Origin of the sequence: Mesorhizobium sp. WSM2561 (assembly GCF_000513915.1) — a bacterium.
GTDB lineage: Bacteria > Pseudomonadota > Alphaproteobacteria > Rhizobiales > Rhizobiaceae > Mesorhizobium > Mesorhizobium muleiense.
On the sequence record NZ_AZUX01000001.1, the window covers coordinates 279006 to 297107 of the forward strand.

Annotated in this window: 18 protein-coding genes; 7 read left to right on the plus strand and 11 right to left on the minus strand. The window is 62.6% G+C overall.

All coding sequences use genetic code 11. The features are described 5' to 3' along the window. Positions 1-19: 19 nt before the first annotated feature. Positions 20-1234 carry a glutamine-hydrolyzing carbamoyl-phosphate synthase small subunit gene (gene carA, locus M727_RS0101430; protein ID WP_027151154.1) on the minus strand — a complete coding sequence of 405 codons (1215 nt, stop codon included), beginning with the start codon at positions 1232-1234 and terminating at the stop codon, positions 20-22. Between the two features lie 277 nt (positions 1235-1511). On the opposite strand from carA, the gene M727_RS0101435 reads away from it, so the two are divergent. Then, positions 1512-1961 (plus strand): GatB/YqeY domain-containing protein, encoded by a 450-nt coding sequence (locus tag M727_RS0101435; RefSeq protein WP_031255180.1) that lies wholly within the window; start codon positions 1512-1514, stop codon positions 1959-1961. 81 nt (positions 1962-2042) lie between these two features. On the opposite strand, the gene M727_RS0101440 is transcribed toward M727_RS0101435, so the two are convergent. Together M727_RS0101440 and M727_RS0101445 are read right to left on the minus strand one after the other, a co-directional pair. Continuing rightward, positions 2043-2507: a DUF1801 domain-containing protein gene (locus M727_RS0101440; protein WP_027151156.1), complete on the minus strand. Its 465-nt coding sequence runs from the start codon at positions 2505-2507 to the stop codon at positions 2043-2045. 310 nt (positions 2508-2817) lie between these two features. After that, positions 2818-3321, minus strand: coding sequence for a DUF1801 domain-containing protein (locus M727_RS0101445; RefSeq protein WP_027151157.1), 504 nt, complete (start codon positions 3319-3321; stop codon positions 2818-2820). 109 nt (positions 3322-3430) lie between these two features. Here M727_RS0101445 and M727_RS0101450 point away from each other — a divergent pair, with 109 nt between their 5' ends. After that, complete coding sequence (locus M727_RS0101450; protein ID WP_027151158.1) at positions 3431-3988, plus strand: GNAT family N-acetyltransferase; 558 nt, start codon at positions 3431-3433, stop codon at positions 3986-3988. A 10-nt stretch (positions 3989-3998) separates the two neighbouring features. Here M727_RS0101450 and M727_RS0101455 read toward each other — a convergent pair whose 3' ends face one another. Both M727_RS0101455 and M727_RS0101460 read right to left on the minus strand, forming a co-directional pair. Beyond that, positions 3999-5180, minus strand: coding sequence for an MFS transporter (locus tag M727_RS0101455; RefSeq protein WP_027151159.1), 1182 nt, complete (start codon positions 5178-5180; stop codon positions 3999-4001). Positions 5181-5334: 154 nt separating this feature from the next. Next, positions 5335-6999 (minus strand): Na/Pi cotransporter family protein, encoded by a 1665-nt coding sequence (locus M727_RS0101460; protein ID WP_027151160.1) that lies wholly within the window; start codon positions 6997-6999, stop codon positions 5335-5337. A gap of 44 nt (positions 7000-7043) precedes the next feature. Here M727_RS0101460 and M727_RS0101465 point away from each other — a divergent pair, with 44 nt between their 5' ends. The 4 genes from M727_RS0101465 (at position 7044) to rpoD (ending at position 12290) form a co-directional block, all read left to right on the plus strand. Next, on the plus strand, positions 7044-7265 hold the full coding sequence (locus tag M727_RS0101465) for a hypothetical protein (protein ID WP_156941456.1): 222 nt from the start codon (positions 7044-7046) through the stop codon (positions 7263-7265). 120 nt (positions 7266-7385) lie between these two features. Beyond that, positions 7386-7751 (plus strand): RcnB family protein, encoded by a 366-nt coding sequence (locus M727_RS0101470; protein ID WP_027151162.1) that lies wholly within the window; start codon positions 7386-7388, stop codon positions 7749-7751. Between the two features lie 154 nt (positions 7752-7905). After that, positions 7906-9882, plus strand: coding sequence for a DNA primase (dnaG, locus tag M727_RS0101475; protein WP_027151163.1), 1977 nt, complete (start codon positions 7906-7908; stop codon positions 9880-9882). A 386-nt stretch (positions 9883-10268) separates the two neighbouring features. Next, positions 10269-12290, plus strand: a complete 2022-nt coding sequence (gene rpoD, locus M727_RS0101480; protein WP_027151164.1) for an RNA polymerase sigma factor RpoD — start codon at positions 10269-10271, stop codon at positions 12288-12290. 288 nt (positions 12291-12578) lie between these two features. Here the strand turns inward: rpoD and M727_RS0101490 are convergent, their stop codons facing one another. The 6 genes from M727_RS0101490 to M727_RS0101520 all read right to left on the minus strand — a co-directional run bounded on the left by M727_RS0101490 (position 12579) and on the right by M727_RS0101520 (position 17241). Next, a complete protein-coding gene (locus M727_RS0101490; protein WP_245268324.1) occupies positions 12579-13235 on the minus strand; it encodes an SCO family protein in 657 nt (218 codons plus the stop codon). Between the two features lie 32 nt (positions 13236-13267). Further along, complete coding sequence (locus M727_RS35540) at positions 13268-13780, minus strand: cytochrome c (protein ID WP_051505468.1); 513 nt, start codon at positions 13778-13780, stop codon at positions 13268-13270. Then, on the minus strand, positions 13777-13902 hold the full coding sequence (locus M727_RS43725) for a hypothetical protein (protein WP_268929523.1): 126 nt from the start codon (positions 13900-13902) through the stop codon (positions 13777-13779). The genes M727_RS35540 and M727_RS43725 overlap by 4 nt, the downstream gene beginning before the upstream one ends. A gap of 9 nt (positions 13903-13911) precedes the next feature. Next, positions 13912-14352, minus strand: a complete 441-nt coding sequence (locus M727_RS0101505) for a DUF411 domain-containing protein (protein ID WP_027151166.1) — start codon at positions 14350-14352, stop codon at positions 13912-13914. Between the two features lie 29 nt (positions 14353-14381). Beyond that, positions 14382-15881 (minus strand): multicopper oxidase family protein, encoded by a 1500-nt coding sequence (locus tag M727_RS0101510; RefSeq protein WP_027151167.1) that lies wholly within the window; start codon positions 15879-15881, stop codon positions 14382-14384. A gap of 607 nt (positions 15882-16488) precedes the next feature. Next, positions 16489-17241: a DUF4336 domain-containing protein gene (locus tag M727_RS0101520; RefSeq protein ID WP_027151169.1), complete on the minus strand. Its 753-nt coding sequence runs from the start codon at positions 17239-17241 to the stop codon at positions 16489-16491. A gap of 467 nt (positions 17242-17708) precedes the next feature. Here M727_RS0101520 and M727_RS0101525 point away from each other — a divergent pair, with 467 nt between their 5' ends. Then, positions 17709-18002, plus strand: a complete 294-nt coding sequence (locus tag M727_RS0101525; RefSeq protein ID WP_027151170.1) for a GYD domain-containing protein — start codon at positions 17709-17711, stop codon at positions 18000-18002. Positions 18003-18102: the final 100 nt, after the last annotated feature.

Sequence of the window (18102 nt, forward strand, 5' to 3'; positions counted from 1 at the left end):
ACTTCCCGCGTACAGATAGTCAGCGCTCTGCCAGCGCCGGCTCGCCGCGCTTTTCGCGGATGAGATTGACGAAGCGGCGGAACAGATAATGCGAGTCCTGCGGGCCCGGCGAGGCTTCGGGATGGTGCTGGACCGAAAACACCGGCCTGCCGGTCAGGGTGATGCCGCAGTTCGAGCCGTCGAACAGCGAGACATGGGTTTCTTCGACGCCCGTGGGCAACGAGCCGGCATCGACGGCAAAGCCGTGGTTCATCGAGACGATCTCAACCTTGCCGGTGGTGTGATCCTTGACCGGATGATTGGCGCCGTGATGGCCTTGATGCATTTTGGCGGTCTTGCCGCCAAGCGCCAGCGCCAGCATCTGGTGGCCGAGGCAGATGCCGAAGACCGGGATGTCGGTCTTCAGCAAGTCCTGGATGACCGGAACGGCATAGTCGCCGGTGGCTTCCGGGTCGCCGGGACCGTTGGAGAGAAAGATGCCGTCGGGCCGCATGGCGAGGATATCCTCGGCGCCGGTGTTGGCCGGCACCACGGTGACCTTGGCACCCAGGCCGGCAAGCAGGCGCAATATGTTGCGTTTTACGCCGTAGTCGATGGCGACGACATGCATGGACGGATCGGTCTGTTCGCCAAAGCCCTCGTCCCAGACCCAGGGCGTCTCGCGCCAGACCGAGGACTGGCCGGAAGTGACGTCCTTGGCCAGGTCAAGCCCGATCAGGCCGGACCACGCAGCGGCGCGGCGCTTCAGCTCCTCGATGTCGAAGATGCCGTCGGGCGCGTGCGCGATGACGGCGTTGGGCATGCCCTTTTCGCGGATCAGCGCGGTCAGCGCCCGGGTGTCGATGCCCGAAAGCGCCACGATGCCACGTTTCTTCAGCCATTGGTCGAGACCAGAAGCGGCGCGATAGCTGGACGGATTGGTGACGTCGGCCTTGAACACGGCGCCGACTGCGCCGGCGCGGGCAGCAGGGTTGAGATCCTCGATGTCTTCGTCATTGGTGCCGATATTGCCGATATGCGGAAAGGTGAAGGTGACGATCTGGCCGGCATAGGACGGGTCGGTGAGGATTTCCTGATAGCCTGTCAGCGCGGTGTTGAAGCAGACTTCGGCGACGGCGGAGCCAGTGGCGCCAAGGCCGCGGCCCTCGATGACGGTGCCGTCGGCCAGCACCAGCAAGGCGGTCGGCTTCTCGGTGGCCCAAGTGGGGGTCGACGCGGCGGTCATCGTTGCCATGGCGGCACTCCTAAAGGCTGCGCCCTTCAATCGGTCCGGCGAACCATTCTGCGCAGCAAACCGCGCGCAGCGGCGATTTCGCAGCCAGCGCGCGCAACAAAAACTCAGTTCATGCAAGGCCCAGTACATAGGGGAAGGCGCCAGAGCGGTCAATGACGCTACGCCCGCAGGCGCGATTTATTTCGTCGAACAATATCAGCGGTTTGCCGGGCGGCGTCGAATTTGCCTTGGGCTTTCGGCACGGCTATTGTCCGTCGCATTCGAAGGAGAAAGCATCATGCGCGGCAAAATCGCCGAATCCCTGAAGAGCGCGATGAAGGCGCAGGACAAGCGCCGGCTGCCGACATTGCGGCTGATCCAGGCGGCCATTCACGATCGCGACATCGCCAATCGCGGCGCCGGCAAGGAGCCGGCAAGCGACGACGAGATCCTGCAGATACTGGCCAAGATGGTGAAGCAGCGCGAAGAGTCGGCCAAGGCTTTCGACGACGGCAAGCGGCCGGAGCTTGCCGCGCAGGAGCGCGACGAGATGGCCATCATCCGCGATTTCCTGCCGACGCAACTGGGCCAGGCAGAGACCGAAACGGCGATCCGCGCCGCCATCGCCGAGACCGGCGCCAGCAGCGTCAAGGACATGGGCAAGGTTATGGCCGTGCTCAAGGAGAAATACGCGGGCCAGATGGATTTCTCCAAGGCGAGCGGCATCGTCAAGGGACTGCTGCAGTAGGATTTTGCCGCTGCAGCGAGCTCGTAAGGCATTGGAGGAGGCGACCGCGAGGAGCCAGCCCTGGCCGCATGTGATTGAGTCTCAGGCGTTCTTTGGTTTCTGAGAGCGGGTGGGGCGGGCGGTGGCTCGCACCGACAGGTTCAGTGCCACGGCGGCGCGAATGAGCGCCTTCAACGCCTCTTCATCGATCTTGTCGTCCTCATGGATGTCGATGGCGCGCCTGGTGTTGCCTTCGAGGCTGGAGTTGAAGAGGCCAGATGGGTCCTCCAGCGTGGCGCCCCTGGCGAAAGTCATTTTCACGACATTCTTGTAGGTCTCACCGGTGCAGATGATTCCGGCGTGTTCCCACACCGGAACCCCTCTCCACTTCCACGCCTCGACCACTTCGGGATCGGCCTGCTTGATGAGGGTTCGGATCCGAGCGAGCATCTCGCCCCGCCAATCGCTCAGTTCGTTGATTCTCGCATCTATCAACTGAGAGGGAGTGTCTCCTCCTGCTCCCTCCATCGAGGCGCTCTTCTTCATGGCTGTTGTCGCTTTGGTCATGATTGGTCCCAGTGGCTTTGTGCACGTCGGCGTCCGGCGTCTGGGCTTCGCTCCAATGCCGGGTGACAACTCTCAACATCGCGGAGGAACCTTCGTCCCTCCGGACCCGATTTGCAATTGGGATCACACGAAAATGGAGCTACGATTTGGCGGCGCTTATTGAACATTGTCGGCGTCGCCACCAGCGCCAGCGACCTTTCGGCGACATGGGCTCGCAGAGATGCTCGCGAGCCGAGGCCGAACCATGAGGGGTCACGGCGATGTTGCACCGTCCCGATGGCAAACGCCCTTGGTTAATTCGCGATGCGTCTCACATTTGTTCGCCGGGCAATTGGCTGGCTTGCTTCACCCAGGCGGCAAACTGAGCTTCGTCGAGCTGGTCCTCATGAATGTCGAGGTAGCGCACGTCCTTGTGCTTGGACTGGCCGGGAGGAACAGGACGCAGCGACGTGCCGCGGAAGAAGGTCACTTTGACGTAGCGGGTGAAGACATGGAACGACAGGAACCAGCCCTGGCCCGCGATGCCGTAAAACGGCGAGTTCCATTTGACGGCCTTGTGCACGCCGCGGACGGTGCGCACAATGATTGCGTCGAGGCGCCGTCCGACATCGCTTTTCCAGCCCGGCATGGCCGCGATGTAGGCCTGCACTGGGGCGTCGCCTTCGGCCTTCGCGATCTGGGGGTTGCCGCCTGCGAGGAGTGCCGGCTTCGCTTCCTTGCCGGACTGCGGCTTCGGCGTCGCCTTGCGCGGTTTGGTTGCCGCGCCCCGCTCGGCGGCGGCCTTCGCCGACTTCTCGGACCTGTGGTCGGCCATTGTGTTCACTCCAAAGTAGGTGGACCCAATCGATGACATTTGATTTTAGAAAGCCGCCCCTGAAGATCAACTTCAGAATCTGAGGGCGGCAGCGGAGCGATCGTACGTCATGGTTGAACTCGTCAAACCGGCGCTTGAACATCTGCCGTCGTATAAGGCCGCCCTTGAGCGCGGCTGGTCGCCGGACAATGTGCGGCTGATGGAGGCGACGCGCGAGCAGCTTGCGGCCATCGAAAAGAATCCAACGGCCTTCCTCGCCGATCTCGACGACCCCGATGCCAAGGGTGGTCCGATCAGCTTGCCTGATGGGACGAAAGTGCCGCGCCTGCCGGGATTCCGGCGCTGGATCTGGGACGGCGAAGTCGCCGGCTCGATCGGCCTTCGCTGGCAGCGCGGCACCGCCGAGCTGCCGCCACATGTGCTCGGCCACATCGGCTATGCCGTAGTGCCGTGGAAGCGGCGGCGCGGCTATGCGACAGAGGCAGTGAGGCTGATGCTCGGCGAGGCGAGGGCGCTCGGCCTGCCCTTCGTCGAGATCACCGCCAAGCCGACTAATCTCGCCTCGCAGAAGGTGGTCCTGGCCAATGGCGGACGGCTCGTCGGGCGATTCTTCGAGGACGCTGCCTATGGCGGCGCCGAAAGCCTGCGCTATCGCATCGACCTGTAGCGCCTGCCGACTATTCGGCAGCGGCCGGCAGCGGCGGCATCGTGTTTCGGCGCCACTCCCAGATATGTGAGGCGAGCGCTACCGCCACGGCGACCAGCATGGCCATGGCGCCAACCACCGGCAGGCTGCGATAGCCATAACCGGCATTGAGCATGGCGGCGCCGAGCGAGGCGGCCAGCGCGATGCCGACATTGAAGCCGGCCGGGATAAGCGATGAGGCGAGATTGGAGGCGTCCGCCGTCCAGGTCAGGATACGGGTCTGGATCGGGGTGCCGATGGCAAAGCCGAGACCACCCCAGATAGTGATCGCAACGACCATCGGCACCGGGTACGGGCTGGCGGCGTAAATGACGGCAAGTGTCACCGCCTGCATGAAAAGCATGGTGATGAGCGACGGCATCAGTTTCCAGTCGGCGAGCCGCCCGCCAAGAAAGACGCCGATCGTCGCGCCGACACCGTTGAGTAGCAGCACCCAGGGCACCAGGCCCTCGCCGAGGCCGGTGACTTCAAGCAGCGTCGGCGTGATGTAGGTGAACAGGCCGAACTGGCCGATCATCAGCATCAGCATGAGGATTAGCGACGTCCAAACCTGCTGGCGTGCGAGCACGCGGACCTCGCTGCCGAAACTGACGGGCCGGCGCGACGATCCCGTCCGGCGCGGCAGGAGGGCGGCCATGGCGGCGATGGAAACCACACCAAGCGCGCACATCACCCAGAACGTCGCGCGCCACCCCCAAATATTGCCGATCGCCGTGCCGGCCGGCACGCCGATGACATTGGAGACCGTGAGGCCCGACAGGATGAGCGCCACGGCCATTCCACGCTGATCCTGGCGGACCAGGCCGACCGCAACCACCATCGCTACGCCGAAATAGGCGCCGTGCGCCACGGCCACTGCAATCCGCAACAGCAACATGGAGGCGAAGTCGGGCGCAAGGGCGCAGGCGGCCTGGCCGATGGCGAAGGCTGCGGCAAGGCCAAGCAGCAACGCCTTGCGGGAGATTGTCTTGGTAGCGAGCGTCAACAGCGGTCCGCCGATCGCGATGCCGCCGGCGTAGCCGGAGACGAGATAGCCGGCCGTCGGGATGGAGACGCCAAGGCCGTCCGCCACCTGCGGCAGCACGCCGGCGATGACGAACTCGGTGGTGCCGAATGCGAACGCAGCGATGAACAGGGCGATGAGGGGGAGCATGGCGCGGGAAGGCGATCCTTGAATGAGATGGCTCAAACCACGAACGAGAGCGGCGGGCAATCCAGAAATTCTCGACGCCGCTTTAGGTTTTCTTGATCGGACTGGCGCGGCGGTTTGTCCTTCTCCCCCAGGGGAGAAGGACAAGGCTCCTGGATCACCCGGCCTTCAGCCGCGAGCCGGTGAGCAGGCCGCGTTCCTCGAGCACGGGGTAGGCTATCGAGGCAAGCAGCGAATTGATCTGCTTCAGGTCGCGGATAGTGTCGAGATGGATGGAACTGGTCTCGACGCTCTTGGCGGTGCCGTCGCGCAGCCGCACGAAATGGCTGGCGCTGGTCTCCTTCTCGCGGTCGCGCAGCCGATCCTTTTCCAGCACCAGCTGGCGGGCGGTCTCCGGATCGCGCGAGACCAGCACGTTGAAGGCAAGCCGCGCGTTGGCGAGCACCGAAGCGTGGAAGCCGCTAAGCTCGCGCCAACCCTCGGGCGTGAACTCCAGCCCGCGCTCGAGCTTCTTCCTGACATGCACCAGCATGTTGCGCACGATGATGTCGCCGACCTGTTCGAGCTTGACGCAGGCGCCGATCAACTCCTGGCAACGCAGCGCCTCGTCCTCGCTCAGCGGGTTCCTGGTGACCTTGGCCAGATAGAGCTTTATCGACGCATGTTTCTTGTCGACGCGGTCGTCGAGCGCGGCCAGCGCCTTGATCTTGTCGGCGTCGGCGCTTTCATAGAGCTCGATGATGCGCTTCAGCATGATCTCGACCGTCTCGCAGACCCGCACCACCTCACGGGTGGCGTTGGCCAGCGCCTGGCTCGGCACATCGAGGGCGCTGTCGTTGAGCGCGGACAGTTCGACGACGTCGAGCGCTTCTGCCGGCGCCGGTTTGGTGCCGAGCGCCACGATCTTTTCCGAAACGCGGTAGACGAGGCCGGCCAATGGCAGGCCGGCAACCAGGATCAGGATGTTGAAGAGGATATGGGCGTTGACGATCTGGTCGGGCACGGTGGCGCCGAGAAAGGCGACCGACGGCTTCAACCACAGGAACAGGATCAGCATGGCCAGCGAGCCCATGCCGCGCATCAGGAGATTGCCGATCGGTACGACACGCACGCCTGGCTCCGCATTGCGGGTGAGCAGCGGCGCGATGATCGACGAACCCAGATTGACGCCGAGCACCAGCACGATGCCGAGTTCGGGCGGGATGAAGCCGCGGCCGGCGAGCGTCACCATCAAAAGGACCGCGGCGATCGAGGAATGGAACAGCCAGGTGACCAGCGCCGCCAGCAGATAGGCGGTGACCGGATCGCTGGAGAAGTAATCGACGACGACCGGCATCAGCGTGCTCTGGCGCAGCGGCTCCGAGGCCTGGCCGATCATTTCCAGCGACAACACCAGGAGGCCGATGCCGACCAGGATGCGGCCGAACTGGCGCCAGTCGCGCCGCTCGGTGGCCATGAACATGACGGTGCCGGCGACAAGACAGACCGGCACCAGCAGCGACAGGTCGAAGGTGAGCAGCTTGACCACCAGCGCCGAGCCGATCTCGGCGCCGCGCACGGCAAGCTGGCCCGATATGCCGCTGACGATGCCGGCGCCGGCGAAGGACCCGACCAGCAAGGTGACGGCGGTGGAGCTTTGCAGGGCGATCGCCAGGCCGCAGCCGGCCAGAACCGCCATGAAAGGATTGCGCATGGTGGCGCGCAGCTTGTGGCGCAGCACATCGCCATAGGCGCGCTCGACACCTGTCTTCACCAGGCGGGTGGCAAACAGCATCAGCGCCACCGCGCCGGCAAGATGCAGCAAAACGACCGAACCGCTCATGTCAAACTCGCATTCCGACAGCCACCAGCAATATGAGAGCCGTGATGGCAAAGGCGCAAAAGAGGGGGCGAATCAAGGACATTGCAAAGGTCGATACTACTCCGATTACTTTTAGCCGGATAATAAATTTTACCCAATTCGGCCGGCTGTTGCGCGACAGGGCGTGTCGGAAATGGATGGATCGCAAAATGGTTGCATCGCCGGCCGGCTTCTTGATGGTCGCGCGCTCAAGTGCCGACAACCGCTTCAGATCAGGTTTGAGCTGAGTGTTGAATTAGCTATTATAAATATTTGAAATCATTACACAAACGTAATCCATGTGTTCAGTTTCGGTTCATTTTTCGGGCTCTATTGCTTGGGCATCGACAACCAAGGAGTACCCCGTCATGAAACGCATCATCCTTTCCGCAATCGCCGTCTCCATGCTGGCTGCGACGTCTCTGCAGGGCCAGGCAGCGCCGCTGAACGCGCCGAATGCACCGCAGTCGACCTACAACCAGGTCGACTGGAAGAAGCCGGACAGGCACGTGAAGAAGCGCGTCGTGGTGAAGAAGAAAGTCGTCGTGAAGAGGAACCATTGGCGCAACGGCCAGAGATATTCGAGCTGGAGGCGCCACCAGCCGGTCCGCGACTATCGCCATTATGGCCTGCGTCGTCCGGGCCGTGGCCAGGAATGGATCCGCGTCGGCAACGACTATCTCTTGGTCAGCGTCGTCTCCGGCATCATCTTCGGCGCGATTGCCGCGCACTGACCGTCAAAACGTCGACCGGCGCAATGCCGGACAGGAAGGAGGGCGGCCTGCAACGGCCGCCTTCTTTTCGCCCTGTGAAAACCGGGTATGGTTCGCATTAGGAGTCGTCGGGTTTCGCCGGCGTGATTATATGGAGGCAAACGAGCCGTTCCCGATGCGCTTTCCACCTGCCTTCCTCGACGAGATACGCGACCGCGTGCCGATTTCCTCGGTGATCGGCCAGCGCGTGGCGTGGGACAGGAAGAAGACCAACGCGCCGCGCGGCGATTATTGGGCGTGCTGTCCCTTCCATGGCGAGAAGAGCCCGTCCTTTCACTGCGAGGACAAGAAGGGACGCTATCATTGCTTCGGCTGCTCGGTTTCGGGCGACCACTTCAAATTCCTCACCGAACTCGACGGAATGAGCTTTCCCGAAGCGGTCGAGAAGATCGCCGACATGGCCGGGGTGCCGATGCCGTTGCGCGATGCCCAGGAGGAACGGCGCGAAAAGGAACGCGCCAGCCTGACCGAAGTCATGGAAATGGCGACCGCCTTCTTCCAGGAGCGGCTGCAGGGACCGGAAGGCGCAAAAGCCCGCGCCTATCTGCGCGACCGCGGGCTGACGCCGGCGACGCAGCAGTCGTTCCGGCTCGGCTATGCGCCTGACAGCCGCAATGCGCTGAAGGAGCATCTTGCCGCCAAGGGCGTGCCCAAAGCCGATATCGAGGCATGCGGGCTGGTGCGCCATGGCGACGACGTTCCGGTTTCCTACGATTGGTTCCGCGACCGCATCATGTTCCCGATCCCGGACTCCAGAGGCAAGATAATCGCCTTTGGCGGGCGGGCGCTGGCAGCCGATGCGCTCGCCAAATACATGAATTCGCCCGACACCGAGCTCTTCCACAAGGGCAACGTGCTCTATAATTTCGCCCGAGCGCGCCAAGCGCTGGGAAAGGGGGCGCTGGCCAAGGGCGGCACGGTGATTGCCGTCGAGGGCTATATGGACGTGATCGCGCTGGCGCAGGCCGGTTTCGAAAATGTCGTGGCGCCGCTCGGCACCGCGCTGACCGAAAACCAGCTCGAACTGCTGTGGCGGATGGCCGGCGAGCCGGTGCTGTGCTTCGATGGCGACCAGGCCGGACTGAAGGCGGCATGGCGCGCCGCCGACATGGCGCTGCCGGCGGTCCAGGCAGGCCGCTCGGTGCGTTTTGCGCTTCTGCCCGAAGGCAAGGACCCCGACGATCTGGTCAAGGCCGAAGGGCCGGACGCGTTTGGCGCCGTGCTTTCCGAGGCGCGGCCGCTCGCCGACCTTTTGTGGATGCGCGAAACGGCCGGCGGCATCTTTGACACGCCGGAACGACGGGCGGAACTGGAAAAAACGCTGCGCGAACTGACCAGCCGCATCCGCGACGAGAGCTTGCGCTATCACTACCAACAGGAAATGCGCGAGCGAGTGCTAAGCTTTTTCGGCGCCCAGCGCGGCGCGCGCCAAGCTTATCAAGGAGGGCGCCAAGATGGGCGGTCCGGCGGGCGCTTTCAGGGCAAGGGCTCAGCTGCTGGCGGGCAGTTCGCACGCGGCGGCAATGCCGGTGGACGCACCGCGATCACCGAAAGCCTTGGCCGCTCGGCGCTGGTCAAGCGCGGCAGCGAGGGGTTGTCGGTGCGCGAGGCGACGATCATCGCAGCTCTTGTCAATCATCCGGCGCTGATCGACGAGAATTTCGCGCATGTCGAGTTCCTCGACCTCGCCAACACCGATCTGAAGCGATTGCACGCGGCGATCCTCGATGCGATGGCGCATGACATGGCCAACGACCGCAACGCGGTGATCGCGACGATCGAACGTGCCGGCTGCGGCGAGATCTGGGCGCGCGTGGTGGCGCTGATCAAACGGGCGCGGCAATGGCCGGCGCTGGAAACAGCCGGACTTGACGATGCCCGCGACGCCTTCAGCCAGGCGCTCCACTTGCAGCGCAGCGCGCGCACCTTACATAAGGAGCTGAAACAGGCAGAAGCAGCGCTCGCCAGCGATCCCACGGACGAAAACTACCGGCATCTCGTCGAGATCCAGGCGCAATTTCGTGTTGTGCAGGCAACGGAAGCGCTGATTGAAGGGTTCGGCGTGTCTTCGGGCAGGGCCGGGCGGGTGTAGGTCGAAGCTTACGAAAGGGTGAAAGTGCAGAACCGTGCTTGCGCGTCGAATCAGCCGCGGCGCTTTAAGTCGGGTAATTGATTCGCTTTTTTCATGCGAATCATGCGAGAGGCGCTTGACCTTCTGGCAGAATGACGGAATCAGGACGATTCGAAACGTTAACCCGCGCCGGCGTCGACGGAAATGCAGCGATGTGAGGTACCGGTCACTGGACAGGCGGTCAGCCTGCCACAGTTACCAGGGTTAATCTGGACTTAACGAGAGATGCAGTTACTGGCCCGGGGAAACGCGTTCTAGAGCGAGCGCATCTGATTTAACCGGTACGGCACCTTACGCGGCTTGATACTTATGCGGCTAGATACCTGGCCGCTTGGAGAAAATAAAGAATGGCGACAAAAGAAAAGGAAGAGGTCGAGACCGAACGTGAAGGCGCCACCGATGGCCCTCTGCTCGACCTTTCCGACGATGCTGTCAAGAAGATGATCAAGGCCGCCAAGAAGCGTGGCTATGTCACCATGGACGAACTGAATTCGGTGCTGCCCTCGGAGGAAGTGACCTCCGAGCAGATCGAGGATACGATGGCCATGCTCTCCGACATGGGCATCAACGTGGTCGAGGACGACGAGCAGGGCGAGGAGCCCGAAGCCGCCGATGCGGCTGCCGACGCCGAGGAAGACGCCAACGAACTGGCCGAGCAGACCGGCACCGCCGTTGCCGCGACGACCACCAAGAAAGAGCCGACCGATCGTACCGACGATCCGGTTCGCATGTATCTGCGCGAGATGGGCTCGGTCGAGCTTCTGTCGCGCGAGGGCGAAATCGCGATTGCCAAGCGCATCGAGGCCGGCCGCGAGACGATGATCGCGGGCCTGTGCGAAAGCCCGCTGACCTTCCAGGCCATCATCATCTGGCGTGACGAGCTCAACGAATCGAAGATCCTCTTGCGCGAGATCATCGACCTCGAAGCGACCTATGCCGGACCGGAGGCCAAGCAGGCGCCGGTGGTCGAGCGGATCGAGGAAGCCAAGACCGACGACAAGCCGCGCCGTTCGCGCGAGGACGAGGACGACATCACCAATGTCGGCGGCGACACGCGCGGTCTGACTGATGACGACGAGGAAGACGAGGACGAAGCCAGCCTGTCGCTGGCGGCGATGGAAGCGGAGCTGCGTCCGCAGGTGATGGAGACGCTCGACGTCATCGCCGACACCTACAAGAAGTTGCGCAAGCTGCAGGACCAGCAGGTCGAGAACCGGCTGGCTGCCGCCGGCACGCTGTCGCCCAGCCAGGACCGCCGGCTGAAGGAGCTGAAGGATCAGCTGATCAAGGCGGTGAAGTCGCTATCCTTGAACACGGCGCGCATCGAGGCATTGGTCGAGCAGCTCTACGACATCAACAAGCGCCTGGTGCAGAACGAAGGCAAGCTGTTGCGGCTGGCCGAAAGCTATGGCGTGCGCCGCGAGGAATTCCTGAAGGAGTATCAGGGCTCGGAGCTCGATCCCAACTGGACGCGCTCGATCGGCAATCTGACCTCGCGCGGCTGGAAGGAATTCACCAAGAACGAAAAGGACGCGATCCGCGACCTGCGCGCCGAGATCCAGAACCTCGCCACCGAAACGGCGATCTCGATCCTGGAATTCCGCAAGATCGTCAACCAGGTGCAGAAGGGCGAGCGCGAAGCCGCGATCGCCAAGAAGGAAATGGTCGAGGCCAATCTGCGCCTCGTCATTTCCATCGCCAAGAAGTACACCAATCGCGGCCTGCAGTTCCTCGATCTGATCCAGGAAGGCAATATCGGCCTGATGAAGGCGGTCGACAAATTCGAATACCGCCGCGGCTACAAGTTCTCGACCTATGCGACGTGGTGGATCCGGCAAGCGATTACCCGCTCGATCGCCGACCAGGCGCGCACCATCCGCATTCCGGTGCACATGATCGAGACGATCAACAAGATCGTGCGCACCTCGCGCCAGATGCTGCACGAGATCGGCCGCGAGCCGACGCCGGAGGAACTGGCGGAAAAGCTCGCCATGCCGCTGGAAAAAGTGCGCAAGGTGCTGAAGATCGCCAAGGAGCCGATTTCGCTCGAAACGCCGGTCGGCGACGAGGAGGATTCGCATCTCGGCGATTTCATCGAGGACAAGATGGCGATCCTGCCGATCGACGCGGCGATCCAGGCCAATCTGCGCGAGACGACGACGCGGGTGCTTGCTTCACTCACCCCGCGTGAAGAGCGCGTGCTCAGAATGCGCTTCGGCATCGGCATGAACACCGACCACACGCTGGAGGAAGTCGGCCAGCAGTTCTCGGTCACCCGCGAGCGCATCCGCCAGATCGAAGCCAAGGCGCTGCGCAAGCTCAAGCACCCCAGCCGCTCGCGCAAGCTGCGGAGCTTCCTCGACAGCTGATGCCGGGCAACGGATAGCAATTTGAAGGGCGCTGCGCAGGCTGTGTGAGAATCGAAACGATCCCGCTGATTGGCGGTGTCGTTTCGATGATGCAGCCCTATGCGGGTTGGGCTGATCTGAGGTTGATGCTGCGGATGATGTTGTAGGCTAGGACCGACCATTTCGGTTCTGATCCTCTAGAGGCTTCTGATGAGGAACCGCGATCATTCATGCGTTGCAGCGCTTCCCCATGGATATGTTGTCGTGAACCGCGGCATCGCCGAATGTGCCTTTTTAGTGGGTCAATGTTCATAGGAACATTACCTTGAGCCTGTCCCACCAGCCGGGCTCGGGTTTTGCCGGTTTCCGGACGTTGTTGGTGAGGCCGTTGATATAAAGAACCATATTCAGCGGGTCGAACCTGAGGCCGTGGAACTTGGCAGCGAAGCGTCCGCCGCGATCGATGACGTGGGTGACGGCCCCATGCATCTGCTGGCCGTCCTCCAGCGGCTCGAAGCGCACATTGTAAGCCTCTGACAATTTCCGGGTCGTGCCGTCCGGCTGGCCCGGCCGTGTCGTCAAAAACATCCAGTTGCCGGCATCCAATCCGTGCGCTGGACCATAGGCATCGAGGACTTCGGACGTGTCCCTTAACGGGTCGGTCGTCACTGCCAGGAACTGCACCCTGTCTTTCATCGGCGTAGCGTTGACCTTGCGCTGAATGTCCGCGATCACCTCGGAATGGACTGGACACAGATCGGTACAACTCGCGAAGATGAAGTAGAGCACCACGATCTTGTCTGAGAAATCAGAAAGGCGGACGGCCTTTCCGTCCGCGTCGGCCAGTTCGAACGGCGGTGCAGCCGGTTCGTCGATGATCTGAAAGAACTTCTCCTCACTGCCCATCATCTTGTCGAGATCGGCGCCCGGATGATGCGCCAGCGCGGGCGGCGCGGCGGCCAGCAACAGAGAAAGCATTGCGATCAGGATTGTTACTTTCATAACCCATGCTTTCCAGTTGAGGAGGGATTTGGCGGGGCGCGGTCCAACCGCGCCTGCTCCTGCTCCCGGCGGCTCATCTCCGCCTGATATTGTCGCTCCCGTTCAGGCCAGGTGCTCTTGATGAAGGTGAGCACGGCCCAGATTTCCTCGTCGGTCATCACACCCGCAAATGCCGGCATGTCGCTCTCGTAGCCGCCGCCGACGACCGCGGCCGGTCCTTCCTTGGTGACACGGAAGAGCACGCCGTCCGGATGATGCCAGGAGTGACCGGAGGCATCGTGCGGTGGTGCCGGCATGCGTCCCGAAAGCAGCGGGCTTTTCCAGTCGCGTTGTCCTTCGAGGTTGGCGCCATGGCAGGTGGCGCAACGCTCGGCATAGATCGTCTTTCCGAACGCGACGGTGGCAGCCGAGACGCCGCCGGCCATCCGGTTCGCGAGCCAGGGCCAGGAAAATCCAAGGACTACCGCAGCCACGCCGAGCATCGAGAAGAGGACCGACGTCCTTTTCATTTGCCGCCGCCGAAGAACAGGTACTTGACCAGTGCGGCCGCCCCAAGGACGAGCACAAGCACGGCGAGCAGCCACGCGAAGCTCATGCCCCACATCATCATTCCGCTCGTGCCTTCCATCATCGCAGCCTCCTATTCCTTGGCGTAGACGCCGCCGGTCCCACCAGACTTCTGGATTTCGAGAATCTCGAACGGACCCTCCTTCGTGCCGGTCATGCCGGGGGAACCCATCGGCATGCCGGGCAGCGTCACGCCCTTGATATCGGGCCGCTCGGTCAAGAGCTTTTTGACCGTGCCGACCGGCACATGGCCGCTCACCACATAGCCGTCGATGAAGGAGAGATGGCAGCCCTCGGCTTCCGCCGGAATGCCCGCTTCCCGGCTCATGGCGGAAAGGTCGTGCGTCGGCTTGACGGTGACCGCGAAGCCGTTCTCCCTAAGATAATCGGCATAGCCTTCGCAGCAGCCGCATTGCGGGTTTTTGTAAAGCGTGACGTCCTTTTCGCCGGCAAGCGCCGGAGCGGCACTGGAGAGCAAGGACGCAAGGGCGAGAGCTTTCAGAATATTGGACATGTTTTTTCTCCTTTCGGGTTTTCGGAAGATTAGGCGACGCGGAAGACCGCCATCATGCCACCGGCCTGGTGTTCAAGAATGTGGCAGTGGAACATCCAGTCACCGGGGTTGTCGGCGACGAAGGCGATCTCGACCTTTTCGCGCGGCGAAACCAGCACCGTGTCCTGCCATTCGCGATGACGGGTGGGCTGGCCATTGCGGGAAATCACCCGGAACGAATGGCCGTGCAGATGGATCGGATGATGCCAGGCTGTCGCATTGGTCATTGCGATGACATGGTTCTTGTTCCGCGCAAGCGTCAGCGCCGGTTTCATGTCGTGGCGAGCCTGGTCGGCGGCGATTCCATTGATGAACCAAGCGGTGCTGGAGTTCATGGTCTGCGTCATCCTCTCTCCGCCCATCATCGAATTCATGTCGCGCGCCGTGCCGCCCGGCGCACCCGGGCCCATGCTTTCACCCATGTCCTGGGCCACCATCTGGCCCATCATGCCGCCGGTGAAAACAACTTCGTTGCGGGATGCGGTTTCGAGGTCCGGCTCCGGTAGCGGGTTGGCCGGCAAGGCGAGCGGCCAGTCGGGCGCGCGCTCGCGGAGCGGAGTGTCGGAATAAGCGATATCGACGAGCTTGTATTCCAGCCCTTCGTAGAACCGGTCGAAGATCGAAACCCGTCTACCGGGCTTGCCCGTCATGTCGAGGATCAGGTCGGCGCGCATGGCCGGGCCAAGCACCACCAGCCCGCCATCCGGCGCGTGTGGCGCGACCGGCTGACCGTCGAGCGCGATGACGATGGGCTGAAGACCTGTGAAGTCGGGGCTGAAGATGCGCGCATTGGCGGCGTTGATCAGCCGCAGGCGGATGCGCTCACCCGCCCTGACGGCGAAGGTAGTCGGCACGCGACCGTTGATGGTAACCGTGTTGCCGACGCGGCCGTTGTGGTGGATGTCGTGCCGGTTGCCGAAATCCTCGCTGATTGCGCCCGATTTGGTCAGCCGCCAGTCGTCGAGCACCCAGGTCACGTCGCGGTCGACGCGCGCCGGTTCGCGTTCCTCGATAATCAGCGGTCCGTAAAGCCCGCGCTCGACCTGCTCGAAGCTCCGTTGGTGCGGGTGATACCAGAAGGTGCCGGCGTCGACCGCATCGAATTCGTAGACGAAGCGCTCTCCCGCTCCGATCGGCTTCTGGGAAAGGTGCGGGACGCCGTCCATGGCGTGCGGCACGCGCACGCCGTGCCAGTGCACTGTCGTTTCCTCGGCGAGGCCGTTCTCGACCACGACCCGCAGCCGCTCGCCCTGCCGGACCCGTATCTCGGGACCGGGAACAGTCCCGCCGTAGCACCAGGCGGCAATCTCGCCGGATGGTCCGGGCATAAGCCGCGTACGATCCGGCGCCGCCCGCAATTGCACCTCTTGCGGAGCCGCGGCGTGGACGGGCGACCGCCACAACACGGGAAGCATCGCATCCGCGGTACTCGCGGCCGCCGATGCAAGAAAGGCTCGACGCGTCAGCGCCGGCATGGGAAATCTGGACATGGTTCAATCATCCTGAAAAGTCGGTCGTTCGCGCACATGGCGGCGCGGAAAGACACCTCACGCGAACTGCGATCACGGGCGGTACGACGCGCCCATGGTCGTTACACCGGCAACCGGGCAAGCCCTGCCGGCGTCAGCTACAGGATGATGGTTCGGGGAGGAGAGGGATCGGGTGGGCCGGTGTGGCCGACCAATTCCACAAGCGGTGAAGTCGCGATTTCGGCTGCCACAAAGGATAGCACGAGACTGATCCACGCAGGAATTGCTGCGAATGGCACAAGGCAGGCCGCACCGCATAGCTGAGGCTTGCCGCTGTCGTCGGGAGGGCAGGCACTACAATCGCCCATGTCTCCGTCAGCCATCGCGGCGGAAGACATCGCCAATGCCATGCTCGTTGCGTTAGTTGCATGCGCAACCGTGCCTGCTGCGGACACTACGAGCAGTACAATTGCGAAGATGTGGGCAAGTCTGCGCATGACGCTGCATGCTAGCCTGTTTCTGCGTCATGTCCAGTTACAGGCTGTCGCAGCCTCGACGTCGTGAATTGTCCCGAGTCAGGGAGCAGACCTTCCCAGCCTGGCGTGGCAAATCATCGCTTGGGAGCGAGCTACCAGCTATGGGGCTCTCCAAAAATCCTCCTGATGACTTCGTCGGCGCGGGTGTCGAAACATCGGCCATGGCTGAGCAAAATACGGTCTGGCTGCCATGAGTGGATTTTTCGCAGCGCTACCTTCGCCTTCCACTGCTGAAGAAGGAGCGGCAGGCGCATACCGAAGAAGATCTGACCGTGAGGATGATACATACCGGTCAGTTTTGTGGCCGTTCGCCAAGGCTCGGCAATCTTGTCCAACTCGAGGTTAATGATCGTGTCGGTGAGGATCAGCGCCTTCGAGTCCCTGTGGAAGAAAATGTACTCCTTGAAATACCCACCAGGGAAAAGCGTCTGGTCGATTTCCCGACCCCACTCTTCAGGCGGAGTAGGGCCGAGGTCTCTGGCAAACTCGATCGCTGTACGGCGGGCGCGGGCTCTTTGGCGGACGCGCGGCGAGGCCCAGGTTATCGCTTCGGGAAAGGCCTTCGCCCACTCTCCGATATGAGCGTAGTGAAATTGGTTGGGCGACACGAGGTGACGGGGCGTCCCTAGCGCCTGTAGCTCGTTCGCCAGCCTCTGGTCGAACTTGATCGGCGAGTGGAGAAACAGATCGCCATTCGAAAGACGCACGACCGTCATTCGCGTCGTGAACGGGAGCGGCAATTTTACGCCAGCCACGGTCAGATACTCGAACGGCCCGTCGACGACACCGATGTTCGTCGCGACGGGTTTGTATACCTTGATAGGTTCGTAGAGAGAGGCGCCCATAGGCGATCGCCGAAGATTGATCCAAGCGACAGTCTAAGATGACGCTATCGCGCGAAGCTAGGCCCGATCGCGTTATGTCCGCTCCCGGTCCGACCACGGCAGAAACGCGAAGGTCCGTTTCGGAGAAGCGCCAGAAACGTCTGTAAAAAAGGGTGCTCCCTGGTCCTTCCGTTCGGCGACAAGAAGGACGACATTCCACCCGATTCAGACATTTCCTGCTTGTTCACGACGTCAAGAATCGAGCGAATGCCCAGCGCTTTTGCAGGGCCCTCATCATTTTGTCACAGCCTGTGCGGCGCCCTTTTTCGTTCGTCGCACAGGGATTGTCTCGCCAGACGGTGCGGTTGTCCTTGCAGCACACCTGCTGTGGGAGGATAATCTCGTCTCGGATGCATTTTCTGGGCGACAAACCCGGATGCCCGCCCCGGCGGTGACGCCGCGCTCCGAGGCCCCGGAGGGAGGTGTGCATGACAACCTACATCGTGCTGATCAACTGGACTGAGCAGGGCGCCAAAAATGTGCGCGAGTCGCCGAAGCGGCTCGATGCCGCCAAGAAGCTGCTGGGAGACATGGGCGGCTCGTTCAAGGCTTTTTATCTCACCATGGGCGAATGCGATATGGTGGCGGTCCTTGAAGCGCCCGACGATGCGGTGCTCGCTCGTTTCTCGCTGATGCTGGCGACAGGCGGCAATGTGAGGACGCGGACGCTCAAGGCCTTCCCGGAATTGGCCTATCGCGAGATCATCGCCTCGCTCGGGTGAGGCGTTGCGCGGCTATAGACCCGCGCAAGCTGCCGGACATCGGACGGTCGGGCGCCGCTCGACGGCGCCCGGCCGGCCAGTCTGGCCCGAAGTGGCTTGC

Coding starts and splice junctions, on each gene's coding strand:
- M727_RS0101525 (WP_027151170.1), top strand. CDS start 17,709: ATGACAACCTACATCGTGCTGATCAACTGGACTGAGCAGGGCGCCAAA.
- M727_RS43725 (WP_268929523.1), bottom strand. CDS start 13,902: ATGATGGAAGGCACGAGCGGAATGATGATGTGGGGCATGAGCTTCGCG.
- M727_RS0101510 (WP_027151167.1), bottom strand. CDS start 15,881: ATGTCCAGATTTCCCATGCCGGCGCTGACGCGTCGAGCCTTTCTTGCA.
- M727_RS0101470 (WP_027151162.1), top strand. CDS start 7,386: ATGAAACGCATCATCCTTTCCGCAATCGCCGTCTCCATGCTGGCTGCG.
- M727_RS0101465 (WP_156941456.1), top strand. CDS start 7,044: ATGGCAAAGGCGCAAAAGAGGGGGCGAATCAAGGACATTGCAAAGGTC.
- M727_RS0101445 (WP_027151157.1), bottom strand. CDS start 3,321: ATGGCCGACCACAGGTCCGAGAAGTCGGCGAAGGCCGCCGCCGAGCGG.
- rpoD (WP_027151164.1), top strand. CDS start 10,269: ATGGCGACAAAAGAAAAGGAAGAGGTCGAGACCGAACGTGAAGGCGCC.
- dnaG (WP_027151163.1), top strand. CDS start 7,906: ATGCGCTTTCCACCTGCCTTCCTCGACGAGATACGCGACCGCGTGCCG.
- M727_RS0101505 (WP_027151166.1), bottom strand. CDS start 14,352: ATGTCCAATATTCTGAAAGCTCTCGCCCTTGCGTCCTTGCTCTCCAGT.
- M727_RS0101435 (WP_031255180.1), top strand. CDS start 1,512: ATGCGCGGCAAAATCGCCGAATCCCTGAAGAGCGCGATGAAGGCGCAG.
- carA (WP_027151154.1), bottom strand. CDS start 1,234: ATGGCAACGATGACCGCCGCGTCGACCCCCACTTGGGCCACCGAGAAG.
- M727_RS35540 (WP_051505468.1), bottom strand. CDS start 13,780: ATGAAAAGGACGTCGGTCCTCTTCTCGATGCTCGGCGTGGCTGCGGTA.
- M727_RS0101450 (WP_027151158.1), top strand. CDS start 3,431: ATGGTTGAACTCGTCAAACCGGCGCTTGAACATCTGCCGTCGTATAAG.
- M727_RS0101455 (WP_027151159.1), bottom strand. CDS start 5,180: ATGCTCCCCCTCATCGCCCTGTTCATCGCTGCGTTCGCATTCGGCACC.
- M727_RS0101440 (WP_027151156.1), bottom strand. CDS start 2,507: ATGACCAAAGCGACAACAGCCATGAAGAAGAGCGCCTCGATGGAGGGA.
- M727_RS0101520 (WP_027151169.1), bottom strand. CDS start 17,241: ATGGGCGCCTCTCTCTACGAACCTATCAAGGTATACAAACCCGTCGCG.
- M727_RS0101460 (WP_027151160.1), bottom strand. CDS start 6,999: ATGAGCGGTTCGGTCGTTTTGCTGCATCTTGCCGGCGCGGTGGCGCTG.